This window comes from Bradyrhizobium sp. CCBAU 051011 (assembly GCF_009930815.1).
Lineage (GTDB): Bacteria > Pseudomonadota > Alphaproteobacteria > Rhizobiales > Xanthobacteraceae > Bradyrhizobium.
Genome location: NZ_CP022222.1, coordinates 7,319,739 through 7,346,506, shown reverse-complemented (window position 1 = coordinate 7,346,506; position 26,768 = coordinate 7,319,739). Strand labels below are relative to the sequence as shown.

The 26,768-nt window shown below is 62.7% G+C and carries 25 protein-coding genes; 16 read left to right on the top strand and 9 right to left on the bottom strand.

Annotated features, from left to right (window positions below; genetic code table 11):
* Positions 1–206: 206 nt before the first annotated feature.
* A complete protein-coding gene (locus ACH79_RS34660) occupies positions 207–1,421 on the top strand; it encodes a diguanylate cyclase (protein WP_161854956.1) in 1,215 nt (404 codons plus the stop codon).
* Between the two features lie 33 nt (positions 1,422–1,454).
* Here the strand turns inward: ACH79_RS34660 and ACH79_RS34655 are convergent, their stop codons facing one another.
* Positions 1,455–2,276 carry an IclR family transcriptional regulator gene (locus ACH79_RS34655; RefSeq protein ID WP_161854955.1) on the bottom strand — a complete coding sequence of 274 codons (822 nt, stop codon included), beginning with the start codon at positions 2,274–2,276 and terminating at the stop codon, positions 1,455–1,457.
* A 133-nt stretch (positions 2,277–2,409) separates the two neighbouring features.
* Between ACH79_RS34655 and ACH79_RS34650 the strand changes: the two genes are divergently transcribed.
* The 7 genes from ACH79_RS34650 (at position 2,410) to ACH79_RS34620 (ending at position 9,513) form a co-directional block, all read left to right on the top strand.
* Complete coding sequence (locus tag ACH79_RS34650; protein WP_246738247.1) at positions 2,410–3,330, top strand: dihydrodipicolinate synthase family protein; 921 nt, start codon at positions 2,410–2,412, stop codon at positions 3,328–3,330.
* A gap of 26 nt (positions 3,331–3,356) precedes the next feature.
* Entirely contained in the window at positions 3,357–4,817 is a 1,461-nt protein-coding gene (locus ACH79_RS34645) for an FAD-binding oxidoreductase (protein WP_161854954.1), read from the top strand.
* A gap of 2 nt (positions 4,818–4,819) precedes the next feature.
* Positions 4,820–5,932, top strand: a complete 1,113-nt coding sequence (locus tag ACH79_RS34640; protein ID WP_161854953.1) for a four-carbon acid sugar kinase family protein — start codon at positions 4,820–4,822, stop codon at positions 5,930–5,932.
* Positions 5,929–6,969 carry a 4-hydroxythreonine-4-phosphate dehydrogenase PdxA gene (gene pdxA / locus ACH79_RS34635; RefSeq protein WP_161854952.1) on the top strand — a complete coding sequence of 347 codons (1,041 nt, stop codon included), beginning with the start codon at positions 5,929–5,931 and terminating at the stop codon, positions 6,967–6,969. Before ACH79_RS34640 ends, pdxA begins: the two co-directional genes overlap by 4 nt.
* Positions 6,970–6,980: 11 nt before the next feature.
* On the top strand, positions 6,981–8,111 hold the full coding sequence (locus tag ACH79_RS34630; protein ID WP_161854951.1) for an iron-containing alcohol dehydrogenase: 1,131 nt from the start codon (positions 6,981–6,983) through the stop codon (positions 8,109–8,111).
* A 54-nt stretch (positions 8,112–8,165) separates the two neighbouring features.
* Complete coding sequence (locus ACH79_RS34625) at positions 8,166–9,137, top strand: tripartite tricarboxylate transporter substrate binding protein (RefSeq protein ID WP_161854950.1); 972 nt, start codon at positions 8,166–8,168, stop codon at positions 9,135–9,137.
* Between the two features lie 139 nt (positions 9,138–9,276).
* Positions 9,277–9,513 (top strand): hypothetical protein, encoded by a 237-nt coding sequence (locus ACH79_RS34620; RefSeq protein ID WP_161854949.1) that lies wholly within the window; start codon positions 9,277–9,279, stop codon positions 9,511–9,513.
* A gap of 12 nt (positions 9,514–9,525) precedes the next feature.
* On the opposite strand, the gene ACH79_RS34615 is transcribed toward ACH79_RS34620, so the two are convergent.
* On the bottom strand, positions 9,526–11,679 hold the full coding sequence (locus tag ACH79_RS34615; RefSeq protein WP_202639099.1) for a carboxypeptidase-like regulatory domain-containing protein: 2,154 nt from the start codon (positions 11,677–11,679) through the stop codon (positions 9,526–9,528).
* Positions 11,680–11,881: 202 nt separating this feature from the next.
* Between ACH79_RS34615 and ACH79_RS34610 the strand changes: the two genes are divergently transcribed.
* Positions 11,882–12,184 (top strand): antibiotic biosynthesis monooxygenase, encoded by a 303-nt coding sequence (locus ACH79_RS34610; RefSeq protein WP_057839131.1) that lies wholly within the window; start codon positions 11,882–11,884, stop codon positions 12,182–12,184.
* 5 nt (positions 12,185–12,189) lie between these two features.
* Here the strand turns inward: ACH79_RS34610 and ACH79_RS34605 are convergent, their stop codons facing one another.
* On the bottom strand, positions 12,190–13,317 hold the full coding sequence (locus ACH79_RS34605) for an AI-2E family transporter (protein WP_161854948.1): 1,128 nt from the start codon (positions 13,315–13,317) through the stop codon (positions 12,190–12,192).
* Positions 13,318–13,464: 147 nt separating this feature from the next.
* Between ACH79_RS34605 and ACH79_RS34600 the strand changes: the two genes are divergently transcribed.
* From ACH79_RS34600 to ACH79_RS34580, 5 genes are all read left to right on the top strand, one after another.
* A complete protein-coding gene (locus ACH79_RS34600; protein ID WP_161854947.1) occupies positions 13,465–14,160 on the top strand; it encodes a hypothetical protein in 696 nt (231 codons plus the stop codon).
* 123 nt (positions 14,161–14,283) lie between these two features.
* On the top strand, positions 14,284–15,051 hold the full coding sequence (locus tag ACH79_RS34595; protein WP_161854946.1) for a gamma-glutamyl-gamma-aminobutyrate hydrolase family protein: 768 nt from the start codon (positions 14,284–14,286) through the stop codon (positions 15,049–15,051).
* Between the two features lie 1,265 nt (positions 15,052–16,316).
* Positions 16,317–17,246 carry a TAXI family TRAP transporter solute-binding subunit gene (locus ACH79_RS34590; protein WP_161854945.1) on the top strand — a complete coding sequence of 310 codons (930 nt, stop codon included), beginning with the start codon at positions 16,317–16,319 and terminating at the stop codon, positions 17,244–17,246.
* 593 nt (positions 17,247–17,839) lie between these two features.
* Positions 17,840–18,235 (top strand): RidA family protein, encoded by a 396-nt coding sequence (locus ACH79_RS34585; RefSeq protein WP_161854944.1) that lies wholly within the window; start codon positions 17,840–17,842, stop codon positions 18,233–18,235.
* A 150-nt stretch (positions 18,236–18,385) separates the two neighbouring features.
* Positions 18,386–18,907, top strand: coding sequence for a hypothetical protein (locus tag ACH79_RS34580; RefSeq protein ID WP_161854943.1), 522 nt, complete (start codon positions 18,386–18,388; stop codon positions 18,905–18,907).
* Positions 18,908–19,117: 210 nt separating this feature from the next.
* On the opposite strand, the gene ACH79_RS34575 is transcribed toward ACH79_RS34580, so the two are convergent.
* The 4 genes from ACH79_RS34575 to ACH79_RS34560 all read right to left on the bottom strand — a co-directional run bounded on the left by ACH79_RS34575 (position 19,118) and on the right by ACH79_RS34560 (position 22,155).
* Complete coding sequence (locus ACH79_RS34575; protein WP_161854942.1) at positions 19,118–19,402, bottom strand: hypothetical protein; 285 nt, start codon at positions 19,400–19,402, stop codon at positions 19,118–19,120.
* 136 nt (positions 19,403–19,538) lie between these two features.
* On the bottom strand, positions 19,539–19,781 hold the full coding sequence (locus ACH79_RS34570) for a hypothetical protein (RefSeq protein ID WP_161854941.1): 243 nt from the start codon (positions 19,779–19,781) through the stop codon (positions 19,539–19,541).
* A gap of 50 nt (positions 19,782–19,831) precedes the next feature.
* Entirely contained in the window at positions 19,832–21,148 is a 1,317-nt protein-coding gene (locus tag ACH79_RS34565) for a hypothetical protein (RefSeq protein ID WP_161854940.1), read from the bottom strand.
* A 476-nt stretch (positions 21,149–21,624) separates the two neighbouring features.
* Positions 21,625–22,155, bottom strand: a complete 531-nt coding sequence (locus tag ACH79_RS34560; RefSeq protein ID WP_161854939.1) for a DUF992 domain-containing protein — start codon at positions 22,153–22,155, stop codon at positions 21,625–21,627.
* A gap of 222 nt (positions 22,156–22,377) precedes the next feature.
* On the opposite strand from ACH79_RS34560, the gene ACH79_RS34555 reads away from it, so the two are divergent.
* Positions 22,378–23,121, top strand: a complete 744-nt coding sequence (locus ACH79_RS34555; protein WP_246738246.1) for a C13 family peptidase — start codon at positions 22,378–22,380, stop codon at positions 23,119–23,121.
* A 148-nt stretch (positions 23,122–23,269) separates the two neighbouring features.
* Positions 23,270–24,385, top strand: a complete 1,116-nt coding sequence (locus ACH79_RS34550; RefSeq protein ID WP_161854938.1) for a TRAP transporter substrate-binding protein — start codon at positions 23,270–23,272, stop codon at positions 24,383–24,385.
* A gap of 49 nt (positions 24,386–24,434) precedes the next feature.
* Here the strand turns inward: ACH79_RS34550 and ACH79_RS34545 are convergent, their stop codons facing one another.
* Positions 24,435–25,970: a TRAP transporter large permease subunit gene (locus ACH79_RS34545; protein ID WP_161854937.1), complete on the bottom strand. Its 1,536-nt coding sequence runs from the start codon at positions 25,968–25,970 to the stop codon at positions 24,435–24,437.
* Between the two features lie 2 nt (positions 25,971–25,972).
* Positions 25,973–26,560 (bottom strand): TRAP transporter small permease subunit, encoded by a 588-nt coding sequence (locus tag ACH79_RS34540; protein WP_161854936.1) that lies wholly within the window; start codon positions 26,558–26,560, stop codon positions 25,973–25,975.
* Positions 26,561–26,768 lie beyond the last annotated feature (208 nt).

Below are 26,768 nucleotides of genomic sequence, written 5' to 3'. Positions count from 1 at the left end.
CTGCATTCACCAGACGAAAGAGGGCGCCGATCGGCGCCCTTTTTGCTTACTATTTAGTGATGGGTTACCACGGATTTTCGTGAAAACTTGCTTACCCGCACTCACGAAAATGGAACACGGCCCGCCTAGTGTCGATGATGCGATGGCGCGAAATTGCATTTCAGTGTGCGCCGAACAAGTAGCATCACACGCGTTCGGGTGAGCCCATGTCGTTCGATACTTCAACGCTATATTTATTTGCCACGATGGTTGCCGGCATGCTCGGGGCCATGCTGGTGCTGTTCGGCAAGCAGGACAACATTCCGGCCTTGAAGTGGTGGGGGTCGGCCTATTTGCTTGGCGCGGCTTCGGTAGCGATCTGGACTATCGGCGGCGCTGCGCTCGGCGAGCCGCTGTTGCTGGCGCTGCACGCGGTCGGCTTCATGGCCTGCGGCATGGTCTGGAACGCCTCGCGCGTATTCCACGGCCGCAAGCCCAATCTATTGGGGCTCGTGCTTGGCGCGGTCGCCTGGGTCGGCACGATGCTGGCCTTGCCGTCGTTGAACCCAGCCATGCGGTTGATCGTCGGAGCATCGATCGTCGCGATTTATGCCGCGCTGACGGCATCCGAATTGTGGAACGAGCGACGCCGGACGATGCAGACGCGCTGGCCGTCGATTGCCGTGCCGGTGGTGCATGGTTGCGTGCTGATGCTGCCGATCCTGCTCGGCAGCCTGCTGCGCCCGCATGACGAGACCTTCACCGGCAGCATTTGGGTGACGGCATTCTCGATCGAACTGATCCTGTATGCGATCGGCACCGTGTTCGTGATCTTCATGCTGGTATCGGACCGCGCCGTGACGGTGCACAAGACCGCGGCTTCGGTCGATCCCTTGAGCGGCATGTTGAACCGCCGCGGCTTTACGGAAGCCTGCAACCGCGTGATCGAGCGCGAGGCCGCAGCGGGGCGGCCGGTGACGGTGATGATTTTCGACATCGACCATTTCAAGAGCATCAATGACCGCTTCGGCCATCCCGCCGGCGACGAAATCCTCAAATTGTTCTCCACCGTCGTGGTCAGCAATTTGCGCATCAGCGACCTGTCGGGGCGCATCGGCGGCGAGGAGTTTGCGGCGCTGCTGGCGTGTCCGCTGGAGGAGGGCGTGATCGTGGCCGAGCGGGTGCGCGAGGCGTTCGAGGCGTCCAACATCGTCTGCGAGGAAGGCCCGGTCGTCACCACCGTCAGCATCGGTGTCGCCGGCGGCCCGGCGGGCACCGAGCTCGAGGTGCTGCTGGCGGCAGCCGACACCGCGCTCTATCAGGCCAAACGCACCGGCCGTAACCGGGTCGAGGCCGCGGAAGAATTGCCGCTGTCGCTAGAGAAGTGGCGGCGCAAGAGCGCCGGTCGCGCGGCTTCCGCACGGCAGGTACCCGCGACCTAGCAAAGGGCGCTCGCGGACAGAAGGAACTCGCCGCTAGTTCGACAGGCCGGCCTTGATCGCGAGGTCCTGCACGACGGCCGCGACACGTGTCAGTGAGGGCAGGGCCTGGTCGCGGAATGCCGCCATCTCCATGCGCGTTGCATCCACGGTGACGCTCAATCCCGCAGTCACCGAACCTTGTGCATCGAAGATCGGCGCTGCCAGCGTCCGCAGACCGTAAGCGTTTTCGCCATCGGAGATCGCGTAGCCCTGTCGTCTGACCAGGTCGAGCCGCTCGAGCAGGGCATCGAGATCCGTCAGGGTCCGCTCCGACAATTTGATGCGTGGCCGCAATTCCAGCCGGCGGATTTGCTCATCCCGCGGCAGATGCGCCAGCAGGATATGGCCGAGGGCTGCGCTGTAAGCCGGAATGCGCGCGCCGGGACGGCGATCCATCTTGTGCCGGTCGAGCCCGGTGCCGACGCGAGCGAGGTAGATCACGTCGCCTCCGTCGAGCGCGCCGAGCGAGGCTGCGTCGCTCACTGACGGCACGAGGTCGCGCAGCAGCGGCTCTGCCAAAGCGCGCAGCGTTCCGCCTGACAATACCGTGTAGCCGAGATCGAGACAGGCGACGCCGAGCCGGAAGCGGCGGCTCTGCGGAACGGGTTGCAGATACCCGAGCTCCGTCAGCGTCTGGATCAGTCGGAATGCCGTTCCGCGATCGAGATCGGCGCGCGCGGCAATCTCGCTGAGCGTCAGTTCGAAGGCGTCGCTGGAAAAACTCTGCAGCACTGCAAACGCCTTGCCGACGGATGCGACGTAGTTCTTGGGATTTTTCGGCGCGGTAGTCGGCGCGCGCCTAGAGGTCTTCGCCATTTCGTCAATGCCCGCTTGCAAGAACGCCGGCCGGCGGGCCTTGACGTCAACGCCGGTCCGGTTCTAGGAGAGTGCTGCAAATATAACAAATGTTCGCATTCCGAACAATGAGATTCGGGCGATTGGAGGAACTTTGTCGATACCCCTGCATCCTCATGGCGTGTTCTGTGCCGCACTGACGCCGCTCGACGCCGAGCTCGCCCCCGATCATGCGCGCTTTGTCGCGCATTGCCGCTATCTCCTGAGCGAGGGCTGCGACGGCATCGCGCTGCTTGGTACCACCGGCGAGGCCAACTCCTTCTCGGTCGCCGAACGCACGGCGCTGCTCGAGGCCGTCGTACGCGACGGCATCGCGTCGAACCGGCTGCTGCCCGGAACAGGCGTCGCGGCGCTCAGCGATACGGTGGCGTTAACGCGCCACGCGCTCTCGGTCGGCGTCGATACCGTGGTGATGCTGCCGCCCTTCTACTACAGGGGCGTCACCGACGACGGCGTCTACGCGTCCTACAGCGAAGTCGTGCAGCGGCTTGGCGATGCGCGGCTCAAGATCGTGCTCTACCATATTCCCCAGATGTCGATGCAGCCGATCTCGCACGCGCTGATCGAGCGGCTGCGCGCGGCCTATCCGGCGACCTTCGTCGGCATCAAGGATTCCTCCGGCGACTTCGCCAACATGACCGCGATGGTCGAGCGCTTTCCGGGCTTTTCGGTGCTGACCGGCGCGGATCCGCTGCTCCTGCCGCTGCTGCGCAAGGGGGGCGCGGGGTGCATCACCGCGACCTCCAACCTCGTCGCGCGCGACCTCGCCCATGTCTATCGGCATTTTGGCAAGGGCGACGATGACGCCGACCTCGCGGCGGCACAGGCGCGCATCGTGAAGGCGCGCGAACTCGTCTCACGCTTTTCGCAGATGGCATCGCTAAAGGCGCTGGTCGCGGAGCGCACCGGCCATCCCGGATGGCAGCGCCTGCGGCCGCCGCTGGAGTCTCTGCCGGCCTCGTATCTGAAAGAGCTGCTTGCGAACGCCGGCGCGAATGCCGCGGCGGTCGCCTAACGCGACGCCGGCGACGAGGCGATCCGATGTCCAAATCCTTCCAGGATGCGCTTGCTGGATTGGCTGACATCGTCGGTGACAATTACGTCATCGATTCCGCGTCCGATCAGGAGCCCTATGTGGTGGACTGGCGCGGACGCTATCGCGGCCGCGCCGTCGCGGTCGTCAAGCCCGGCTCGACCGCCGAGGTTGCTTCCATCGTCCGCTATTGTGCCGACAAGCGGCTCTCGATCGTCCCGCAGGGCGGCAATACCGGCATGTGCGGCGCCGCCACGCCGAATGACGGCGCGTGCAACGTGGTGATCCGGCTCGACCGCATGCGGCGCGTGCGCCATGTCAGTCCGCTCGCCAATACCATCACGGTGGAGGCCGGCTGCATCCTCGCCGAGGTACAGGCCGCGGCTACGGCCGCGGATCGCTATTTTCCGCTGAGCCTCGGCGCTGAGGGCTCCTGCCAGATCGGCGGCAACATCTCGACGAATGCGGGAGGCACGGCCGTCCTGCGCTACGGACCGATGCGCGATCTGGTGCTCGGGCTCGAAGTCGTGCTGCCGGACGGACGCATCTTCAACGGCCTGCGCGCGCTACGCAAGGACAACACGGGGTACGCGCTCAAGCAGCTTTTCATCGGCGCGGAGGGCACGCTCGGTATCGTCACCGCGGCGGTGCTGAAACTGTTCGCGCCGCCGCGCAGTTCGGCTTTGGCGCTGCTCAAGCTGCAAAGCGTCGAGCAGGCCCTGCAGATCATGCAGCGCCTGCGCGGCGCGGTCGGCGACCGGCTTGGCAGCCTCGAAATCATGTCGCGCAGCCAGATCGAGGCGATCGCCGCGACCGTGCCCCATGTCACCATTCCCTTCGACCTTACGACGCCGTGGTATCTGATCGTCGAACTGACCGACACGCTGGCCGGGATCGACCTCAACGAGCCGTTGGCCACCGTGCTGTCGGACGCGATGGATGCGGGGCTGGCTGAAGATGCCGTGCTGGCCTCGAGCCTCGCCCAGGCGAAGGCGATCTGGGCGGTGCGGCACAGCGTGTCCGAGGGCAACAAGCGCAGCGGCTATGTGGTGTCGCATGACAGTGTGGTTCCGCTGGAGCGGCAGGCGGCGTTCGTCACCAAGGTCGAGGCCAGGATCAACGCGGCCGTTCCCCATGCGCGCGTGGTGATGCACGGCCATATCGGCGACGGCAATATTCACGTGATCGCCCTGATCGACCGCGATCGCTGTAGTGACCCCGCGGCGACGGCGGCACTGGTGGCCGAGATCAACGAGATCGTCGACGACGAAACCGCAGCGCAGGGTGGCGCCATCAGCGCCGAGCACGGCATCGGCATCACCAATCGCGCCCGGCTCGCGCGCGCGGCCGATCCGCTCGATATCGAGCTGATGCGTGGCATCAAGCAACTGCTCGACCCAAATGGCCTGATGAATCCGGACAAGATCTTCACGAGCGAGCGCGGTGTGACCAACAGCGGAGCGGCATGACAATGACGAGCGTCCGCCTTCTTGCCGACGACCTCACCGGTGCGCTCGACACCGCGGCCGAGTTCGTTGGGCTGTGCGGACCGTTCGACGTGATCTGGCCGGAGGCGCTCCCGACGACCACGCCGCGAAGTCTTGCGATCGATAGCGGAACGCGCGAGCTCGCAACGGCAGAGAGCGTCGAGATCGTCGGACGGCTGGCGCCGCTGCTTGGCGAAGGCACGATCGCCTACAAGAAGGTCGATAGCCTGTTGCGCGGCGCATGGGCCGCCGAACTCGGCGCCTGCCTGCGCAGCGGTCATTGGGCCTCCTGCGTTGTTGCGCCGGCCTTCGAGTACCAGGGGCGCCGCACTTGCGACGGCCAGCAATTCGCACGCACGCCGGAAGGCGACTGGTATCCGGTCGGCGCGAACCTTCTGGCGCGGCTGAAAGCGGAAAACATCGACGCCCGGCGGGGCCGGTCCGACACGCTGTCGCACGGCGGTGTTCAGGTCTTCGACGCGGAGAGCGACCGCGATCTCGACCGCGTCGTCGAGATGGGACGAAGCCTGGCCGCGCCCGTGCTGTGGTGTGGGAGCGGCGGATTGGCCGGTGCCCTGGCACGCGGCCGCGACGCCGGCGTGTCTCGGCGTTTGAAGAAGCCGGTGCTCGGATTGTTTGGCTCCGATCAGATCGTCACCGCATCCCAGCTTGAGGCGTGCGGTGAGGCCACCATCGCCCTTGCCGAGGGGGAGGCCGGAGGTGCGGCGCGGGTGCAGCGCAAGCTTGCCGATGACGGCGTGGCGCTGGTGAAGTTTTCGCTTGCCGAAGGCCTGTCGCGCGCCGAGGCCGCACGGCGGATCGCGCACGAAATGACCACGCTGATCGCAACAGTCGATCCGCCCGGCACGCTGATCGTTGCCGGTGGCGAGACCTTGAAGGCGCTATGTGTAGCGCTCGGTGCGCAGGCGTTGCAGGTCACGGGCCGCCTCGTGCCGGGGCTGCCGCGCTCGACCCTGCAGGGCGGCCGCTGGGCCGGCGTTGACTTGATCTCCAAATCCGGAGCGTTTGGTACAAGGGAGTTATGGCGCGATCTGCTCCATGACAATCAATTGCTCAGCACAGGGAAACCGACATGACCTCTCGCCATCTTGCGATCACCATGGGCGATCCAGCCGGGATCGGTCCCGAGATCATCGTCAAGGCCTGCATCGGATTGCAGGACAGGATCGCAAAAGGCGATCTGCGCCTCCTGATCATCGGCAGCGGCACCGCGCTGGAGGACGCCAAGGCCGCGCTCGGCGCCAGCGTTGCGATTCCGCAGGTGAGCGCCGATGACCGCGATTGGCCCAATCTCTGTTTTCTGCAAGCCGACGCCGAAGGCACGCCGATCCAGCCGGGCGTGCTGAGTGCCGATGGCGGACGCTTTGCGTTCAAGGCGGTCGAGCACGGCGTACGGCTGACACAGGCCGGCCGGACCGCGGCCATCGTCACGGCGCCCTTGAACAAGGAGGCGCTCAACAAGGCAGGCTTTCACTATCCCGGGCACACCGAGATGCTGGCGCATCTCACCGGCGTGCGCGGCTCGGTGATGCTGCTGGCCCATGGCAACATGCGCGTCAGCCATGTCTCGACCCACGTGGCGCTGGAGGATGTGCCGAAGCGGTTGACCCCGGAGCGGCTGCGCCAGGTGATCGACCTCACCAACGACGCGTTGTTGCGGCTCGGCATCGCGCGTCCGAAGATCGCCATTGCGGCGCTCAATCCGCATGCCGGCGAGGGTGGGTTGTTCGGCCGGCAGGATATCGACGTCTCGGCGCCGACCATCGCCAAGGCGGTTGCCGACGGTCTCGACATCGTTGGCCCGGTGCCCGGCGATACCATCTTCGTCAAGCTTCGTGCTGGCCAGTTCGACGCCGCGGTCGCGATGTATCACGACCAGGGGCACATCCCGGTAAAGCTGCTCGGCTTCCAGGTCGATCCCGCCACCGGACGCTGGCAGGAACTGTCCGGCGTCAATATCACACTGGGCTTGCCGATCATCCGCACCTCTGTCGATCACGGTACCGCCTTCGACATCGCAGGCAAAGGCATCGCCAACGAGCATAGCCTGATCGAGGCTATCGATTATGCCGAGCGCCTGGCCGGCGGCATTTCCTCATCTTCCAAGCAATAACCGGACGTCCAATGACCAATTCCTTCACGCCGATCGAAATCCTTCGTCCCACTGCCGTTGAGTTTGGATGTGGAACGATCGCCGCTGCGGCACGCTTTGCGGAGCGGATTGGTGCGCGACGGCCGCTGGTGATTTCGGATCCCTTCAACGCGCGCCGCGTCGATCAACTGGCGCTGCCCGGATCCGTCAAGGTTTTCGGCGACGTGAAGCCCGAGCCGGATCTGCCCAACCTCGACAAGGCGGTGGCGATGGCGCGCGAGGCCGCGCCCGACCTCATCGTCGGTTTCGGCGGCGGCAGCGCAATGGATCTCGCCAAGCTGGTTGCCGTGCTCTGCACCGGTGAAGCGGCCTTCGCCGACATCGTCGGCGCCGAAAAGGTCGCGGGCCGCAGCGTGGCGCTGATGCAGATTCCGACCACCTCCGGGACCGGTAGCGAAGCCGGCACCCGCGCGCTCGTGACCGATCCGGCGAGCCGCAACAAGCTCGCCGTGCAGAGCCGTTTCATGCTGGCCGATATCGCCATCGTCGATCCCGACCTCACGATGACCGTGCCGCGAGATGTTACCGCGGCAACCGGCGTCGATGCGCTGGCGCATTGCGTCGAGGCCTACACCAGCCGCAAGGCGCATCCCGCGATCGACCTCTACGCGATCGAAGGCGCGCGGCTGGTTGGACGCTACCTGCGGCGCGCGGTGGCCGATGGCAGCGATCGCGAGGCCCGCGCGGGCCTTTCGCTGGCATCGCTCTATGGCGGCTATTGCCTCGGCCCGGTGAATACGACGGCCGGTCACGCGGTAGCCTATCCGCTTGGCACGCGCCACCATGTGGCGCATGGCCTCGCCTGCGCGGTGATCTTTCCGCATACGCTGGCGTTCAATATGCCGGAGACATCGGTAAAGACGATCGCGGTGCTGCATGCGCTCGGCCTGCCGGAACGCAACGTTCCCGCGGCTGCGTTCGACGCCACCTATCAATTCTGCGCCGATCTCGGCATCGAGATGCGCCTGTCCGCGCTCGGCGTGCCCAAGGACGATCTCGGCGTCATGGCGGACGAGGCGCATGCCATTCGCCGACTGCTCGACAACAACCCGCGCGATTTGAGCCGCGACGATATTTTGAAGATGTACGAGACGGCATTTTAGCCAACTCGCTACGGGTGGGGCGGCAGTAACCAATAACAAGCAGAGGAAACTTCCATGAGATCAACGTGGCTAATTCTTGCGTCGGCAATGCTGCTGACGGCAGCACCCGCCAAGGCGGAGGACGCGTATCCTTCCAGGCAGGTGAGCGTGATCGTTCCCTTCGCCGCCGGCGGCACCGCCGATATTTTCGCGCGCATGGTCGCCAATCATCTCCAGGCCAAGCTCGGCAAGCCGTTCGTGGTCGAAAATGTCGGCGGCGCCGGCAGCATCGTCGGTGTCACGCGGCTGGCGCGCTCGGCACCTGATGGTCTGACCCTGGGACTGGCGAGCACATCGGCGCTTGCGATCAACCCGTCGCTGTACGGTCCGAAGCTCAGCTATCAGCCCGACAAGGATTTGCAGCCGATCGTTCAGATCAGCATGGTTCCCAACGTGCTGGTCGTCAACCCCGACAAGATCAAGGCGCGGACGCTGCCGGATCTGCTCACCTATCTCAAGGCTAATCCGGACAAGGTCTCGTTCGGTTCGGCCGGCGTCGGCACGTCGCAACATCTGGCGGGCGAATTGTTCCAGCAGATGACCGGCACCAAGATGGTGCATGTGCCCTACAAGGGCTCGAGCACGATGCTGACCGATCTCATCAGCGGACAGATCGACCTTGCCTTCGACAACGTGCCGCTGCTTCTGCCGCAGGCCAAGGACGGCAAGCTTGCGCTGATCGCCGCCGCAACGCCCAAGCGCGCATCGTTCGATCCGAATCTCCCCACCGTCGCCGAGCATCTGCCCGGCTTCGAGGCGGTCGCCTGGCACGGCTTCTTCGTTCCCGCCGCGACGCCGAAGCCGATCGTCGAAAAGCTGTCGGCAGAGATCCGGGCGTTCATGCAGCAGCCGGAGACGGTGCAGAAGATGGCCGAACTCGGCGCCGATGCCGTCGCGCTCGATTCCGGGCCGTTTGCGGCCTACGTCGCGTCGGAGACGGCGCGGTGGAAGAAGGTCATCGAGGCCGCCAACATCAAGCTGGAGTAGGGCGCTATCAGCTTTCGCAAACATCGCGCGCGAACAACACGATATGTCCGGAGACTCATTCAATACTTTTGAATTGATCTCCGGATGAAGATGGGCGCGGTAACCTCCCGTTTACCATTCCGTCCATATCATCTGCGCTATGGATTCACCCCGCAGACATAACCCACAGGCTGCCCTGATGTCGCTCGAAGCGGCGGCAGCCTCCGCCCGCGGCGGTTTCGGTTGCATGTTCTCAACCTCGGAAGAATTCGAGATGGCGCTCATCACCGAGCGTCGTGCGCAGGGGCGTTATGATCAGCGCAGAATGCGCTGGGCTGCCATTCTGTTCATCGGCTGCGCGCTGATGGTGGCTGGCGCGGCGCTGCTGTTCGGCTAGCCGCTAGTTCCCTCACTTCGCCAGCGGATCGGGACGCACCTGAATATGCACGGCCCGGGGCTTTGAGCCTTTGCCTCCCTCCATCAGCCAGGGTGTGCGATCGCCGCTCGAACTCCAGAGACCGCGGCCTTTCCAGCCAGCGTTTGGATCATCGATGCGTCCATCGAGGCCCTTGGCGAAAAAGCCGAGCGGATAGGGGATGCGCAGCATCACCATCTGCCCGTCCTTGAAGGCGACGAAGCCGTCATTCAGGTTGGCGGTGGAGATCGGGATGTTTTCGCCGAGGCCGACCGTGTTGTGGTGATCGACCCAGGTGTAATAGCTCGCTTCGGCGCTGGAGTTCTCGAAGCCCTCGAAGCCGGGTCCCGGATACTTGAAATATGAGAATCCTTCCGGGCAGTGGTTGCCGGTCGCCTCTGGTCCGTTCAGCGGCGCCTTGCATTTGCTGCGATCGAAGCGGATCAGGCTGCCGTTCGAGCCCGAGCCCCAGAGCACGCCGTTCTTGTCGATATCGCCGCCGCGAACGCCGATGCCTTCCTTCGGAATGGCATAAAATTCCGAGAGCTTGGTTTTGGGGTCGAAGCGCATGAAGCCGGGCTGGCCGACGAACACGTTGACGGTGTACCAGACCGAGCCGTCGGTCGGATGCGGCATCACCGCGTAGGGGCCCGAACCAGCGACCCGCATGTCCTTGCCGGCCTCCGCCGGCTTGCCCGGTTCGGTGTATTCGTCGACCTTGCCGTTGCCGTTGGTGTCGAGCACGAATGGCGCCCAGCCCTGCGCTTTGACGGCATCGCCGGTCTCGTCCCATAGTCTGGTGTTGACCCAGCCGGCGACAGGACCGGTGCCCGAAACCCATAGCGTATCGTCGGCATCGTAGCCGAATTGCGGGTGATGGGTGCCGAAGCAGGTATCGACGAAGCTGTACTTCTGGGTCTTGGGATCGAACACCGTCACCTGCCGTCCCGAACGTTCGAGCGGAAAGGCCTTGGCCGACGGGTGGTCCGACCCTTTCTTGCAGTACGCCGGATTTTCGATGCCGCGAACGGCCGCTGCCAGCCACAGGCGGCCCTGCTTGTCGAACATGCTGTTGTGATTGTTGGTCCGCTGGCTCCAGATCTTCTCGTCACCCCAATAGGCCGAGGGACTGACCGGATTGAGCAGAGCCGTGGCATGGAGCGGCGGGCCGAACGATTCCGGCGCATTGGGATCGGCAACCGGCATCTTCGAGAACGTCACCTTGTGCGTCTTGGGATCGAGGATCGGCATGTCGTCGGACGAATATTCGTTCGCTCCGAACAGCGGGCCGTAGGCGTTGACGGTCGGATAGCGCCGGTCCGAGGAAATCAGATCGTGGACGAAGTGTTTTTCGGTCGCCCATTCCCACGAGGAAATGACGACGTTGCGCTCGATGCCGGCCGGCCGCGGCGGCTTCGATTTCGGCAGGTCGCCCTTGGCGACCCGGTCGGTCCAGTCCCCGAAATATTTGAACGGCACGCCGCCCATTTGGCCGGCGAGCCGGTTCACCATCCATTCGCCGGTTTGCCCCGAGGCGACGCGGCGCATCCAGGCTTCTTCGCCGGACTTGAATTCGCCGAACGCGCCCGGAATCGTGCGCGTGGATTCCTGGCCAAGTTGGTGGCAGCCGATGCAGTCGACATTGTTCATCCGCTGGCGCCAGATGTCCTGCGTGATCTCCTTCGGGATCTCGGTCGTCCCACCGAAATCCTTGGCCGGCGGGATCTTCATCATCGTGTACCAGTAGATCGCCGAGTAGTAGTGCGCCGCAGCCGCTTCGTTCGGCGCCGGGACCGCCGTGAGATTGAGTTGCTGGCCCGGCTTGGCGCGCAGCTTCGGCGAATCCACGAGCCCATAGCCACGGACCCAGATTGCGTAGTTCACGTTTGGCGGCAGGTCGGGGATCACGTAGCGTCCCTGATCGTCGGTCACGACGATCCTGGCGAACTTCGTCGGCAACTCATTGGTTTCGGCGATGACCCAGACGCCGGCCTCAGGCCCGTTCGGTCCGCGCACCACGCCGCCGATATCGTCATTGTCGATCGCGACCGCCGCCGGCTGTTGCGCGCGGGACGGTGCCGCCATCAAGCTGAGCACGATTGCCGACGCTGCCAAGGTGAATGCGAATAGGGCCCGACCGAGATTCATCGTTTCTCTCCCCGTGACCGTGAGCTTGCCGCTCTTTGTTTGGCGGTAGCGTACATCAAACGAGGGTTGCGGCGGGAGCATGTCACGCGCGCGATTTCCTCACGCTTGCGGCATCGTGCATCGCAGCAACGCGCATGCATCCGCCTTTTGCTTTTTGGGTGGCTGGGTTAGACACGGCCATTCTCATGAGAAGGCGTAACCGATGATCACCGAAATCGCACAAATCGACGTCAAGCCGGGCACCGAGAAGGATTTCGAAGCGGCCGTTGCCAAGGCGCGTCCGTTGTTCCTGCGTGCCAAAGGCGGCAAGGGCTTTGAGCTGCACAAGTCGATCGAGAAGCCGCAGCGCTACCGGCTGGTAGCGAAGTGGGAGACGCTGGAGAACCACACCGTCGACTTCCGCGGCTCGGAGGATTTCACCGCCTGGCGCGCGCTGGTCGGGCCGTATTTCGCTTCGCCGCCTGAAGTCGAGCATACCGAGACGGTGCTGACCACGGCGGACTGAAGCCATCAGCCGGCCGCGATCGCGACAGGCACCGGTTCTGCCTTGAAATGGTCGATCATCACCTTGGCGATCGCCATCAGGGGCAGCGCCAGCGCCAGCCCCCAGATGCCGAAGACGACGCCGAGCAGGATCTGGAACGCAAACAGCGTGGCGGGTGGAATATCCAGCGCCTGGCGCTGGATGATCGGCGTCAGCACGTAGCTTTCGAGCGCGTGCACGCCGAGGAACAGGATGAAGGCGGAGAGGGCGGCGACCCATCCCGATGCGAGGCTCGCCAGCACCACGATCAGGCCGCCGAGGATGGCGCCGACCGTTGGAATGAAGGCGAGCAGGCCTGCCTGAATTCCGAGGATGAACGAGCTCTGGATGCCGATGATCGATAGCCCAATCCAGGTCACCAGAAACACCGCGACCATGGTGATGATCTGCGCGATCAGCCAGCGCTCCAGCGTCTCCCCGATCCGGTCGACGATCGCGACCGCGCGCGTGCGATGCTTTGCGGGCGCCATGAACAATAGTCCATCGCGGTAGACGCTTGGCTGGGTCGCGAATGCGATACCCAAAAACAGGACGATGAAGAAGTTTCCGACGGCGCTTGCCGTGCCCAGAACCAGTTTCAGGCTCTGGCTGAAGATCGCGCCGCCGCTGGCTGCAATCGTGCCGGCGCTCGGAAGCGCATGCGGCGTCGGCGTCGCGGCGGGCGCCGGCGTGCCATCGTCCGAGGTCGAGGACAGCGTGCCGAAGTCGAAGAAACTGGTGTCGATACCGTTGCTTTCCAGAAAACCCTTGACGTTGACGAGCTGCGATTTGAGCGTGCTGCTGAGCGCCGTCGTCTGCTGGGCGATCGTGGTGCCGCCGAGGAAGACGATGCCCGCCAGCATGCCTGCGACCACCAGACAGACCATCGTCAGCCGCAGCGCATGCGGCAGGCGCACCACGCGCCCGAGCAAATTGCTCATGGCGTTGAGGGCGACGCCGAGCAGCATGCCGGAAAAGATCAGGAACAGGGTCGCGGCGAAGTGCCAGGTGAACGCAAGCAGCGCCGCGAACAGCACGACGCCGATGCCCCCGACCGAGATCGCCCACGCCATATCGCTGCGGGCCTGAAGGCGATTGTCAGCCGGACCTGTCACGTTGATTCCTTCTCGAAAGACAATTGACCGGCCAGTCTTTCGACAAAACGCCGCCGGGATCAAGCGCCAGCGCACGCGCCGGTTTGACGCTGCCGCACCCGGTATGCCAAGCGGTGTATGAACTGATATGACGCCGGCGAGGACGAGATGAGTTTCAAATGGTTCGGTCCGCTTGCGCTGCTGGCGGCGCTGGTGATCGGCGACCAGATCAGGATCAACCGTCCCGCCCACAAATATCGCCTGACGGTCGAGGTCGAGACGCCGGAGGGGCGCAAATCGGCATCCGGCGTCGTTGCCGTTCATCCCGATCGCAGCTACACCCGCCGCGGCCAGACCCGCACTCTCGGCGACGCCGTTTTCGTCGATCTCGGGCAGGGCAAGAACCTCGTCGCGCTGCTCGCGCATGTCGACAACAAGCTCGTGCTCGATGACATCAACTATGTCGCCCTGCGCGCCTATGGGGCGGCCACCGGCAAGCGCGTGCCGTTCAGCGAGATGAGCCGGCTGACCGGAATTGTACCGGTGAAGAGCGAGTTGATTCCGGTGCTCGTCAGCTTTGCCGACCCGGCCACACCCGGCACCGCGCGGACGGTGGCGGCCGACGATGCCGAAGCGGTGCTCGGCAAAGGCTATCGTCTCCAGGGGATATCGGCCGAAGTGGTGCCGAACGGATACTGGCCGCTCGATTTCGGCGGCGCGCTGGGCGAGCCGGTCACGCGCGGAATCCAGGCCAAATTGCCCTGGCTGGATGATGGCGGCAATTCGGCTGCCTCGGCGCTCCGGGCGGCCGGTCTGCCCGGTGTGGACGGGATCGAGGCCGGGGAGGCCTTCACGCGAAAATAGCAAGGCAGCCCCGCTGCCGCCCTGCGGATATTGATCCGCAGCCGAGCCGCAGGCATTATCTTCTCCAATCATGACCCAACCCAGAAGATCCTTGCACAGGACGATGACAGCGGAAGACTTGCGATGAGACGGCCCGTCGTCGGTGTGATCGGGAACGCCTATCGCGTCGAAAATCGTTTCCAGACCCAGATGGTCGGAGAGCGCAATTTGCGCGCGGTCACCGACGTCGCAGGCGCATTGCCGCTGATGTTTGCGGGGTCGCCGGAGATCACCGATATCGGCGCGCTGCTCGATGTCGTCGACGGGGTGATCCTGACCGGCGCCCGCGCCAATGTTCATCCCACCCGCTTCAAGACCGAGCCGCATGAGAAGCACGAGCCCTACGACATCCACCGCGACGACGTCGCGCTGGCGCTGACGGAGGCCTGCGTCGCCCGCGGCGTGCCGATCTTCGGCATCTGCCGCGGCCTGCAGGAGATGAACGTCGCGTTCGGCGGCTCGCTGCATCCGGAAATCCGCGAGATTCCGGGGCGCATGAACCACCGCATGCCGCGGTTGGAGAACGGCGAAATCCATCCCGACCCGACAGTCGTGTTCGCCGACCGCCACGACGTCCACCTCACGCCCGGTGGCACCTTTGCAAGCCTGCTCGGCTGCGAGACCATCCGGGTCAATTCGCTGCACGGACAGGGCATCCTCGAACCCGGCGAGCGCGTCGTCATCGAAGGCATTGCCGAGGACGGCACCATCGAAGCGATCCGGATCGCGGACGCCCCGAGCTTCGCGCTCGGCGTCCAGTGGCACGCCGAATACGACCCGCAGCGCAACCCGATCAACCGCACCTTGTTCGAGGCGTTCGGGGCGGCGCTCAAGGCGCACCGCGCGAATTGACCGGCGGACGCCGCCGCCGATCCGATCCGTAATTTTACGGGGCGGAAAAGAGGGGATCGGCTCCGGGAAGTCGGCTAAATTTTCCATCATCCCCAGATTGGTAAAGTCAACGGGTCGCGCGAACGCGCCCGATGACAGGCTCCGCGAAGCAATCCATCTTTCCGCATATGAGGTGACAATGGATTGTTTCTTCGCCCGCAATGACGGTGCGAATAGTTTCGCCTTCTCGCGGCGCTGATCGCCCGAGGTTTGCATCTTCGTTTGCCCTCCTTGGAGAACGGAGGGCGCAGGGAAGACCGGGTGCTGGCTGCACCCGAGGTCTGTGTGCCGTCGCGCATAAAGGAAACGCACACGAACATACAGGTACAGCGGAAACACTCCGGCCTTCCCTGCGCAATGGCTTTACGGCTTACTTCGTGCTCTTCCCGGAGAACGGCTCTTTTGCCTCCGTCGTCCCTGAGAAGCTTCGCTTCTTAAGAACTTAACGCCAGCACCGCGGCGCCAGAACCACACGACTTCGCCGTACGCTGCCTTGCGCGTACGTCTACCGCGCATTCAGCGTCCATCGCATCTCACCGCACGTTCGTGACGATCGCGAAGCGCCCCTCAATCGGGTGAGACGAACGGAGTTATGCGAGTGATTTGCCCTGCATGTTAAGCGGAATATTTTTGATTTCCGGGATTGACACGATTTCTGAAAATCAGAATTGATTTGCCCCTTGTGTTGATTTGTCGCAGGGTGCACGTTGAGATTGCGGTTGCGCGCGAAGCAAATCAGGTCGCAGCGCGCAGTAAATTTGAGCGCAAGCGGATATGCGGGGATAACTGTCCCGGGATGACGCCACATGGCTGCGACGCACTCCCGATTTGCGCTGCGCGACGATGCTGAGACCGACGGCAGTTAGGAACATTGACAGCCGGAGGTAGACGTTTCCTGTGTTTGCGCCCTAGACTCGCCGCAATTATCTCACCAGATCCACCACAACGATCTCTCCTGAAATCGCCGTACTCCCGTCACGCAGCCGTCAGTTTATAAGTTCCTGTATCCTGCCGACGTCACCGTCACGTCCTGAAATACGTGATCGAGCTGATGAATGAAAAAAATGCATAACAAAAGGCGGGAATATCCCCATGCCGCCCGGGGTTCATTGGGCCAGGCTCGCCGGCCAAGCGAGCAAAGTTCCACATCGAAAACCTGAACGTGCGTGTGACGCGCCACCATAACACGCGATTTGTGACATAGTTATAACCCAAGGTAGTGAGTGATGAAGCTTCCCGTTTTGGCCGTTGTGCTTGCTATGTCCCTCTCGACTGGGCCGCAGATGGGAATTGTCACCGGTGGTGCAACTGGCACGTACATCAAGATTGGCGAGGACATCAGGAAGATCGCCGAACCGAGCCGCATCTCCTTGCAGGTTTTTGAATCGGCCGGCTCAATTCAGAACGTATTCGACGTTCGCAGGAAGCGCGGTGTCCAACTCGGAATCGTGCAATCGGACGTGCTCGACTATATCCGCGACATTTCTGACGACAATGAACTGAAAGCTATCGCCGCCAAGCTTGCTGCCGTTTATCCGCTTTACAAGGAGGAGGTCCATGTCCTCGGCGATCTTTCCTTGAAAACGCTGCACGACTTGCACGGCAAACGTGTCGCGATAGGTCCCCAACGAAGTGGCACGTACCTGACCGCAAAGACGATTTTCTTCCAGACGGGGATCACTCCTTCGAAAGAGGTGTTTCTCGGAGGCAAGGAAGCGCTGGAGGCACTGCGCAAGGGTGAAATTGACGCGATGTTCTATGTGGCTGGCGCGCCGGCAACGCTCTTTTCGGAGAACACGACGGTCGACGATAAATTCCAGCTCATCGGGGTGGACGACAAAGCCCTCGACAGCTACCTCACGACAGTCATCCCGGCGGGCACGTACAAATGGCAGGACTCCGAGGTGAGAACGGTAGCGGTCAAAGCCGTTCTGATAACGTTTAGCTACGCCGGCGAGCAGTGCCAGAACGTGGCCAAAGTCGCTCAGATTATCCGCGAGAACAAGGGTTGGCTGGATGTTAACGGCCATCCGAAATGGCGCGAAGTGAATCTCGATGAGCGATTACCGAAGTGGCCGCAATATGAATGTGTGGCGGCAACGCAGGAGCAGCCGCAGCCCAAGCCAAAGGGCCCGAACATCAAGATCGTGCGCTAGATCCGACGATTGCCCTCGCATCTTCTGCCTCTTTTGGTGATCGAGCATCCCGGCGCCCAAGCCTCAAGACGTTCGCCAGCACACCGCGGAGGCCGCCGGCGTGCATTTCTCTGAAGGTGATGTTTCGGGGGTGCGTCATTGCGGCCTCCGATGCGAATTGTCGCACGGGTCAATCCTCCTGATGAGTTAGCATTGGGAGGGTGGCTGACCTGACAGGGATCGGCGCTATGGGACACATTGAAGCGTTCGCCATTGTCGTTGCTTTTGTTCTGGTGGCATCGCTCGCGGTCGCACTTGTACAGACCCGGAGACGATAGCACCATTTGACTCATGAAGTTCCGTGTCTGGCTGGACGTTCGACCAGATCGAACGTGGGTGGCCTCACACCCCTCACCATTACATCCGCTTGAAGCGATGCCTGGGAAACGGCGGACAGATTCCAAGCTGTTTGCTGAACCGCCAATTCCAGCATCTTGATGCAGGATCCAGGATGGGTACAGCGAAGCCCATCGCGATATTAAAATTTGAGCGATGGGTATCGCTTTCGCTCCACCCATCCTACAGACTGAAGAAGCCATGAAGGGGGCAGGCCAATGAAATCTCGCGTTGAGACGCTCACACCGCCGAACACGCCGACACCGATCGGTCCCTACAGTCACATCGCCAAGGTTGGTGAACACATATCGATTGGAGGGACGGCCGGCGTCGATCCGGCGACCGGGCAATTGGCCGGCGATGTCGCCACCCAGACACGGCAGATCCTGAAATCGTTCACCGTGATGCTCGAGGCGGTGGGCTCCGACCTCCGCCATGTCACGCATATCAACATCTTCCTGCTGCGCATGTCCGACTTCGAGACGATGAACGCGGCCTATGTCGAGATCATGGGCGATCGCAGGCCGGCGCGCACGGTCATTGGCGTCCAGGAGCTTCCGAAGGCCGGCGCGTTGCTGACGATGAGCCTCACGGCGGTGACGAGGGAGTGGTGAGATGCCATAGGATCGGGCCTCGCCTGTTGCAGGTAGCCCGCATGAGCAGGGCGATATGCGGGGATCGATAAAAAATCCCGGGTGTCGCTGCGCTCACCCGGCTACTCTTGCTGAGTCAGTGACCAGATACGATACCATGAGGGTCGTGGATTGAACCGCGTCGTCCAGTTTTGCTTGCAAGCGACGATTTCGATCGTAAGCATCCTGCTTTGGCTGACCTTGTCAGGAGATCTGCGGGCAGCACTGATTTCGACGATCAAGTTTCCAGTTTCGGCCGGCCATCCAATAGGCGATGTGAGGTTGGTCAAACTGGGTTTGTGCCTGTTGTTCAGTTGCCTACTCCTCGCTTCGTACTTCTTGCGAGGATTGATCTACAGAAGGGGAGCGGCACTCCTGCTGACAGTGTCGCTTTTGGTATTGCCAGCCGCAATTCTTTTCGAGAGGGAGCTTCTTCTGTCGACAATTTCCGTCAGATATCCGTCTCTTCTCGAGTTGGCATTTATCTTTCTTCCGTTGGGATTGTCTTCTGGGTGTGCTTACCCTGTTTTGAAAGTGCCAGGACAAGAATGGAGATTGACGACCGTGATGCGGGCCGTCTCTTTGGGAGCGGCCGCGCTCATGTTGTGGATCGGCCTTTTTGATCTGACCTATCCGGGCATCAAATGGCGTTGATGGTGAGGTTGTTTTCTCACTCTTGCAAGAACCATGTGTATTATCTGCGGAGTGATTGTGCCTTCCATTATTTGCCCGCTCAGAATATGCACATTTCGAAGTAGAAGGATGAAGCGGCGCGCTCCCGCGTGTCTGTAAGAGCGCCAAGCCGCCCTACGTACCTATGCTTGTTACCCTTCGCTCCACCTACGAACTCAACGCGAAAGTTGGCTATGGTTTCCACTTGCGGCGACGGCGTATCTTTTTTGCCGTGCGGACCTTGCTCAGCCGTTTCGCGTTGGCGGCCACGCGTCTGCGGTATTGACCGATTATCTCCTCGGCCGAAGCGCCGCCGATCAGGCTCCTGGATGCCTTGAGCGCTGTATCGATCTTTTCGCTCACCATCAGTCGGGCTTCGCGCCGCGCCGCGCGTCTTCCGCCGAGCATGAGCTTCATCATCCGCAGCGCGATGACGCCGTTTGCCTCGATCGCCAACCTCGTCAGCGAATTCAACATCTGTCGGTCTCCGGTTGGTCTGAGATGCCCGATGAGGTGGTTTTGCGCGGGACAATGGTTTGTCAGCGGACGGGTTCCTAAATCGGAAGCGACCCGGACGGTCGTAGGCTGCCGAAGGTCGGCGTCGCGAAGTCTTTCATACCTTTCCTTTCCAGATCAGCCATCGGTAGACGCCGAACAGGTTGATAAGTGTCACCACCACGTTTTGCACCATCAGCGCATATTCTCCGGTCAGATAGCCGACGACGATCCAGATTACCGATGCCCCACTCAGCACGACGAAAGCCCAGCCGGTCGTGCGTGGCTGCGCCCGGGCAGCCAGAACCAGCCCCGCGCCGATCGTGCCGACAGTCGCTACCCAGCGCAGGAGTTCATCCATCAGGCTCGCGCTCCGCAGAAACCGGCATCGAAACTCGCTCCGCGATTTGCCTATACGGGCGCATTCAAGGGCAAGCCGGCGGGACGAAATCGTTCCTCCTCGTGCGCCGACCACCATTGCACCACGGCTTGAGCGACTTCGTCCCACAGCGGCGTCGGAAGATCGGGCACCGCTATCCTGACCACGTGGCGATTGCGTGCGGTATCGAGGAACCATTCGGCCGCGCCGAAATCGAAGCCGAAGCTCCCCGCATGCCGCAGCGGCAATCCGGCCTTTCTCAGATCGTCGCACAAATCCGCCGCCATCTGCTTCGTCTGCTTGTCGTCGAGCATTCGCCTGGGCGCCAGCGTGACATAGAGCCCGTGGGCGAAATGCAACTCCGCCGATGAGCCGGCAAGCGCCGACGCAAAATAACGGGCGGTCCGCCTGCTGTTGCGCAAGATGGCCGCGACGCGCTTGTCGGTCAGGATCCGGTAGGCCTTCGTTCCAACGTAGGGCGGGAAATGCGCGGGCAGCGCCGCGCCGCCGAACAATCGCACGGCATTGCGCATTTCCTTGACGAGGTCCGCCAGCCGTTGCTGCTTCGCCGTGGCAATGTGCTTTTCGCAGGCGACGAAAACCGCGGAGCCGAGCCGGCCGTACTCCACGCCGAGGGAATCCAACTTGGTGTGGCTGCGCACGAGCGCGACAGGTATTTCCGAACGGCGCGCCCAGCTCAGGACCCGACGGACCCGCCCCGAGCCCGTCGAGAAGCAGGTCGTATCAAAAATCACGAGATCAAGGTGCGGCCTTGCACAACGGAGGGTCGCTTCGAATGCGGCGGCGGACATACAGGAATCGAACAACAGAATTCGCGGCTGGCCCGCATAGAAGGCGAGTTCGCCCGGTGTGCCCTTCAGCGGGACTATGCGCAGTTGCCGGAAATGGCTTTCGATCAGTTCCAGGGTTTCACCGTAGGAGCCAGGCAGGACCAGGATATCCGCCTCGGGTGTCAAGCGTACGAGCGCCAGCAGCAGAGCCGATATCGCCGCCATTCCAGAAGACGTGTAGATGGTCTGGTTCGCTGCTGCCGAACTGTCAAACTGGTAGAAAGACGGGCCGCGCACTTCGAGGTCGGCGCGTTGATAGTCGTAGCTGAATTCGAACGGCCCGGCGCGCAGTTGGCCCCGATGTGTCCAGGCGGTCTCCGTGAGCGCCCAGTCGTGCAGCGCATGCTCGGCCTTCAGCGCGGCAGCGATGTGGAATTTTTGCTCAACGACCTCGGTCACCGAGGTTGGATGCCGCAGCGCCAAAGGCGTGCCGAGGAAACCGTTCAGCAGCCTGAGTTCCTCGTGTTTCCTGTCGAGATATGCCTCGATGGTTTCCATGGCTGGCCTTCGGTCGACCTCGCCTCGCGATAACGTGTCGGACGGGGATTGGGTCCTCGCAGCCAAATGCCGTTGCCTTGAACTATAGGAGTGCTTCGGTGCTCGGCTGAACTCAGGCGCGCAGGCTCACGGGGCGCCGATCGACTGCGGCGACAGCAAGTAGCGCGCATGAGCGCAGCGATATGCGGGTGCGGTGAGAATCCCGGATATCGCTTTGCTCATTCGGGCTACGCTTGATACCGCTCATCCGACAACAGAATGCAGGATGGGTAGAGCGAAGCGAAACCCATCACCGCCCCGCAAGGTCCGGGATGATGGGTATCGCTTCCGCCTTCGCTCGTTGAGCTACGGCGGACAAGTCGCTCCATCCATCCTACTGCAAAAAGCAAAAGGCGCCCCGAATGGAGGCGCCTTTCGCATCTTGCGGCAATGATCCCGGCGGCGAGCCGCCCACTACTCCACCAGCGATGATGTCATCACTTGGCCATGCGACGGGCGGGCGCAGCGGCCGGCCGCAGCTCCAGTGTGGATACGCCTGCGGCAACATTCACGCCCGTCTGCCCCTGTACGGACGCCGGCTGCATGATGATCCTGCGGTCCGGGCCTCCGACCAGGACGTTGGCACTCGCTCCGGCGCCGACGGTGCCGCCGGCGGTCGCACCCGTATGGGTTCCCGCCAATGCTCCCCGGGGCAGCGTGGCAGGCGCGAAGACCGCCCAGGCCATCTGACCGCCGGTCGTGGCACCGATGTCGAGGCCAAGCGTGCTGACGGTGCCCTCGTAAGCCTCGCGCCCCCTGCCTCTCGCTGAGGCATAGACGCAGCCCAGCTGCCGCTGCCCGCCGACAACGAGGCCGACACCGGGCGATATGTTGCAGGTGAGCGTGCCGACCCTCGTCCGCCCGGTGTCCTGAGCCGTGGCCGGAGCCGTGGCGAGAGTGAGCGCCAGGGCGACGCACGTGGTTGCGAGGCTATTCAACGTTGTTCTAGTCAGGGTTGCTTTGTTCATGGGCGTCCCTCCGTTCTGATGGACCCCTTCAACGCGCGGCGACATTGCGATGTTCCCGTTCCAGGTCCCCGTTCCGGGCTATAATGGCCCTACAGGACCGGGGGTAGCGACGTTTCCGATCCGGATCGGCAGACTGGAACGCTCATGAGTGAGGATGATGGCCGGCATCCAGGCGCCTCACTGCGGCGTCTTGGAGGAGGAGGCTGATTGGGAGGTGAAGCCGTGTACCCACGCTGGATGAATCAGCTCAGCGCGCTGCTCGTCGCTTTTGTCGTGACCGTTGCGCCGTCGGTTTCGCCGGTGCACGCCGCTGAGGCTGCGCGCAAGGTGAGCGTGGTGTCTTTCGGCCTTTTCGGCGATCAGGGCGTGTTTAGAAGCGAGGCGACCGGCGCAGCACAGGTCGTAGCAGCTCGCTTCGGAGGCGACCCGATCCGCGTGCAATACAATTCGAAGAAAGGCGGAGGTGCAACGATTGAAGGCCTGGCCACGTCCCTGCAGGCGGCGGCCAATGGGATGGACGTCAAGAATGACATTCTGCTGTTGATCCTGACCTCGCATGGCTCGCGCGAAGGCCTCGCAGTCAAAGCGGGCCGGCTTGAGCAAACGCTCACGCCGTCCAATCTCGCCTACATGCTGGCGCGTACCGGCATGCGGTACAAGGTGGTGGTCATCTCGGCCTGCTATTCCGGGGTCTTTATTCCTCGTCTCGCGAGCCCCGATACACTCGTCATCACGGCGGCCGATGCCGACCATCCGTCATTCGGCTGCCAGGACAAAGCCAAGTGGACCTATTTCGGAAATGCCTTCTTCAATGTCGCACTCCGGAGGGCTGACACCCTGAAGGACGCTTTTGTTGTTGCGCGCGCGCTCGTCAGAAAGCGAGAACTGCGCGAGCGCTTCGAGCCGTCAAATCCCCTGATGTCAGGTGGCGAAAACGTACAGCCGTTGCTCATTGCGCGTCCCTGAGCGGCCGGCCAACGAGCTGTTGGGGCGCATTATGTGCAGCCAAGCCGCCCCATCTGCGATAGGATTGTTCGCCGGCAGAACGCCGATGGGCTCGCCTGCACATTTGTTAGAGGGAGGAAGACACTTAAACGCTAGAGGGAGGTAGGCAATGAAAATCAGCTCGCTTACGGGGACGGCTCTGGTCGTTGCTGTCTCTGCCACATTGGCGCTCGCCGTCACGGCGCACGCGCAGCAGGCTCGAACACTAAAGGTCCAATCGGCAGTGCCCCCGTCGTCCACGACGCAGGATGCCTTGAAGTTCTTCGCTGAACGGGTGGACAAGTTGACGGCAGGCCAGCTCAAGATCGAGGCGCTGCCGGGCGGTGCGATCGTCCCGCCGTTCGAGATTCTCGACGCAACGCACAAGAAGGTGATCGATGGCGCCTGGGGCATCTCCTACTGGTGGTTCGGCAAGAACAAGGCTGCGACCCTGTTCGCCAATACGCCTGCCGGCATTGCCGGCATGGATCCTGTCGACTTCGTCGGCTGGGTCTACGAGGGCGGGGGCCTCGATCTGTGGAACGAGTTCTACCAGAAGGAGCTCAAGCTCAACCTGGTCGCGTTTCCCAGCATCCCGCCGAGCCCGCAGGCGCTTGGCTGGTTCAAGCGCCCGATCAAGGACCTCAGCGAATTCAGAGGCATGAAGTGCCGACAGACGGGCATCGTTGCCGAACTCTATTCCAAGATGGGTATGGCCGTCGTCAACATGCCGGGCGGTGAGATCCTGCCGGCGGCTGAGCGTGGTACCATCGACTGTGCCGAGTGGGTCGGCGGCATCGAGGATCAGCGGCTAGGGCTGCACACCGTGTGGAAGTTCCACTACACGCCCGGCATGCATGAGAGCGCATCCGTGGCCGAGATGGCCTTCAACAAGGACGTTTGGGACAGCCTGCCGGACCAGAACAGGGAGGCCATCAAGTCGGCGCTTTCGGAAACGTTTCTCCGCTGGTGGGCGAGTTATCAGCGGCAGAACGCGGACGCGATTGCCGAATTCGCGGAGAAGCACAACGTGAAGCTACTGACCACGCCGGCCGAGATCAACCAGGCCTTCCTCAAGACCTGGGATGAATTCGCTGCCGCCGAGTCGGCGAAGAATCCGTTCTTCAAGAAGGTCTACGACTCTCAGAGGGCCTATGCCGCCAAGGTGGTGCCGGCCAAGCGCTTCATGTTCCCGCCCTACGCTTTTCAGGCGGACTACTACTGGCCGCCAAAGGAGGGCAAGTAGCAGCAGGGGAGTACCAAATCGAGGGGCGGCGGCAGCGCCGCCCCTCTTGCTATCTCACCGCATGCGGCAGCCACAGCGCAATTTGCGGCCACACCAGCAGCAGGATGAGGACGAAGACCTGGATCACCATGTAGTCGGCCATGCCCTTGTAGATCGTGGAGAGACTCCAGTTCGGCACGACGTTGCGCAGATAATAGGCCGACATGGCGACGGGCGGACTGAGATACGCAGTCTGCATGTTGACGGCGGTGAGCGTGCCGAACCAGATCAGCAGGTCGAGCTTGCCGAGGCCCAATTGGAGCTTTTCCACCACCGGCAGGGCGATTGGCAGAAACACCAGGATGATCACGGGCCATTCGAACGGCCATCCGAGCACGAAGAAGATCGCCATGATGAGAGCGAGCTTCCACCAGTCGCCCAAGGGAACGGCGAGCAGGTAGTTGGTGATCAGATTGGCCGAGCCGAGCTTGGTGAAGACGGCGCCGAACACGGTTGAGGCCACTGCCAGGAACAGCACCATAGCGGAGGTCACCATCGTGCCGATGCCCGCATTCGTGAGCGACTGCAGGCTGAGCCGGCGATACACGAGCGCCAGGATGGCGGCGCCGAAGGCTCCACAGGAGGCGGCCTCGGTCGGCGTCGCCAGGCCGCCGACAATGGTGCCAAGCGTAAAGCCGATCAGCGCGCTCAGCGGTGCGATACCCAGCACGACAGCCCGGAAATAGGCGTTGCGGACGTAGGCCCACGCCGCCAGCAGCGACGGCAGCAGCGCCGCAACCGACACGCTGATCCCGCCGATCGTCACCGCAAGAGACGGGGCGCGGGTAACGCCGAGCAGCAGATAGATGAGCAGATAGACAATCGCCACGAGGCAGAGAAGCGCCAGGATCAATACCGGCATTCCCACCCTTTCAGTGGTCATCTCCTTGTAGGCGGTCTCGCGCTCCTCCATCGTCATGGCCGGGCCGAGCTTCGGGTTGAGGAAGCTTCGGGTCAGCGTGTAGGCGATGTAGCAGCCGGCGAGCAGGAAGCCCGGGCCGAACGCCGCCGAGTAAAGCAGGTTGACGGGAACGCCCATGACCGGGCCCATCACCACCAACATGACGCTGGGCGGAATGAGAATTCCGAGCGTGCCGCCGGCAGCGATGGCGCCCGCGGACAGCCGGGCGTCGTAGCCGCTCTTGATCATCATCGGCGCGGCCATGATGCCGAGCACCGTGACGGCGGCGCCGACGATGCCCGTCGCCATGGCGAAGATGGTCGCCGTCAGGATCACCGCCAAATAAAGCGAGCCACGTACCGGTGCAAGCAGGCTGCGCATCGCGCCGAACAGGCGCTCCATCAGCCCGGCCTGTTCGGTCATGTACCCCATGAAGATAAACAACGGCACGGCCGGAAAGATCTCGTCCTTCATCGTGCCCCAGATCTGCAGGTAACTCAGATTGAAGGTCTGCTCCCAGCCTAAACCCAGGCCGCCGAAGATGATGGCGAGAAACAGCAGCGTGAAGGAGATCGGGAATCCGATGAAGATGACGGCCACCATGCAGACCAGCATGATGAGGCCGAGGAGCTCCGAATAGCTCATGTTCAGACCTCGATCTTCTCGTGCCTGGTCAGGAATTCGCCGGTGCGCCATGCCCACAGGCTCTTCATGAGCTCTGAGATGCCCTGCAGGGACAGCATGAAGGCGGTGAGCGGGATAACTCCGCGAAGCGGCCACAATATCGGCGTCCAGGCCCCGGAACTCGAGCGCTCGTCGATCGAGATCGAGTAAAGGAAGTCATCGATCGAGATATAGAACAGCACAGCCATCGTCGGCAGGAAGAACAGGATGAAGGCGAGGCTGTCGATCATGCCTTTGGTCCGATCCGAGAACCCGTCCCAGAGCATGTCGGTGCGGACGTGAGCACCCTTCAGAAGCGCCAGCGCTGATCCCAGCATGAAGAGCGCCGCATACGACATGGTCGTTACGTCGAGCGCCCAGACGGTGGGGCTTCTGAGGAAGTACCGGGCGAAAACCTCGAAAACGTTGGCTAACACCAGCGGAATGATGAAGAGCACGAAGAGATGACCGGTCCACTCCGTGAACTTGTCGATGGTGCGGATAACGGCCAAATAGCCCCGGGGAGGGGTCGGCTTTGGCGGAGAGGAGACGCTGGTCATTACAGTGGCCATCAACTGACCCTCAGAGGCAGCGCTGTCGTGGACCCCGTGAAAAACCGGCCGCACCATCCAGTGCGACCGATCAGTCCCGTCGAGCGGGTCCGATGGAATGTTACTTGAGCGGCGATCTCGGCGCCAGCGGCTGGGTAGCCGTCGCAGCCGCCCCCAGGAGCGCGGGCGGCTATCCGGCCGCCGCCCTGGTAGTCGTTTTCGCCTCCGC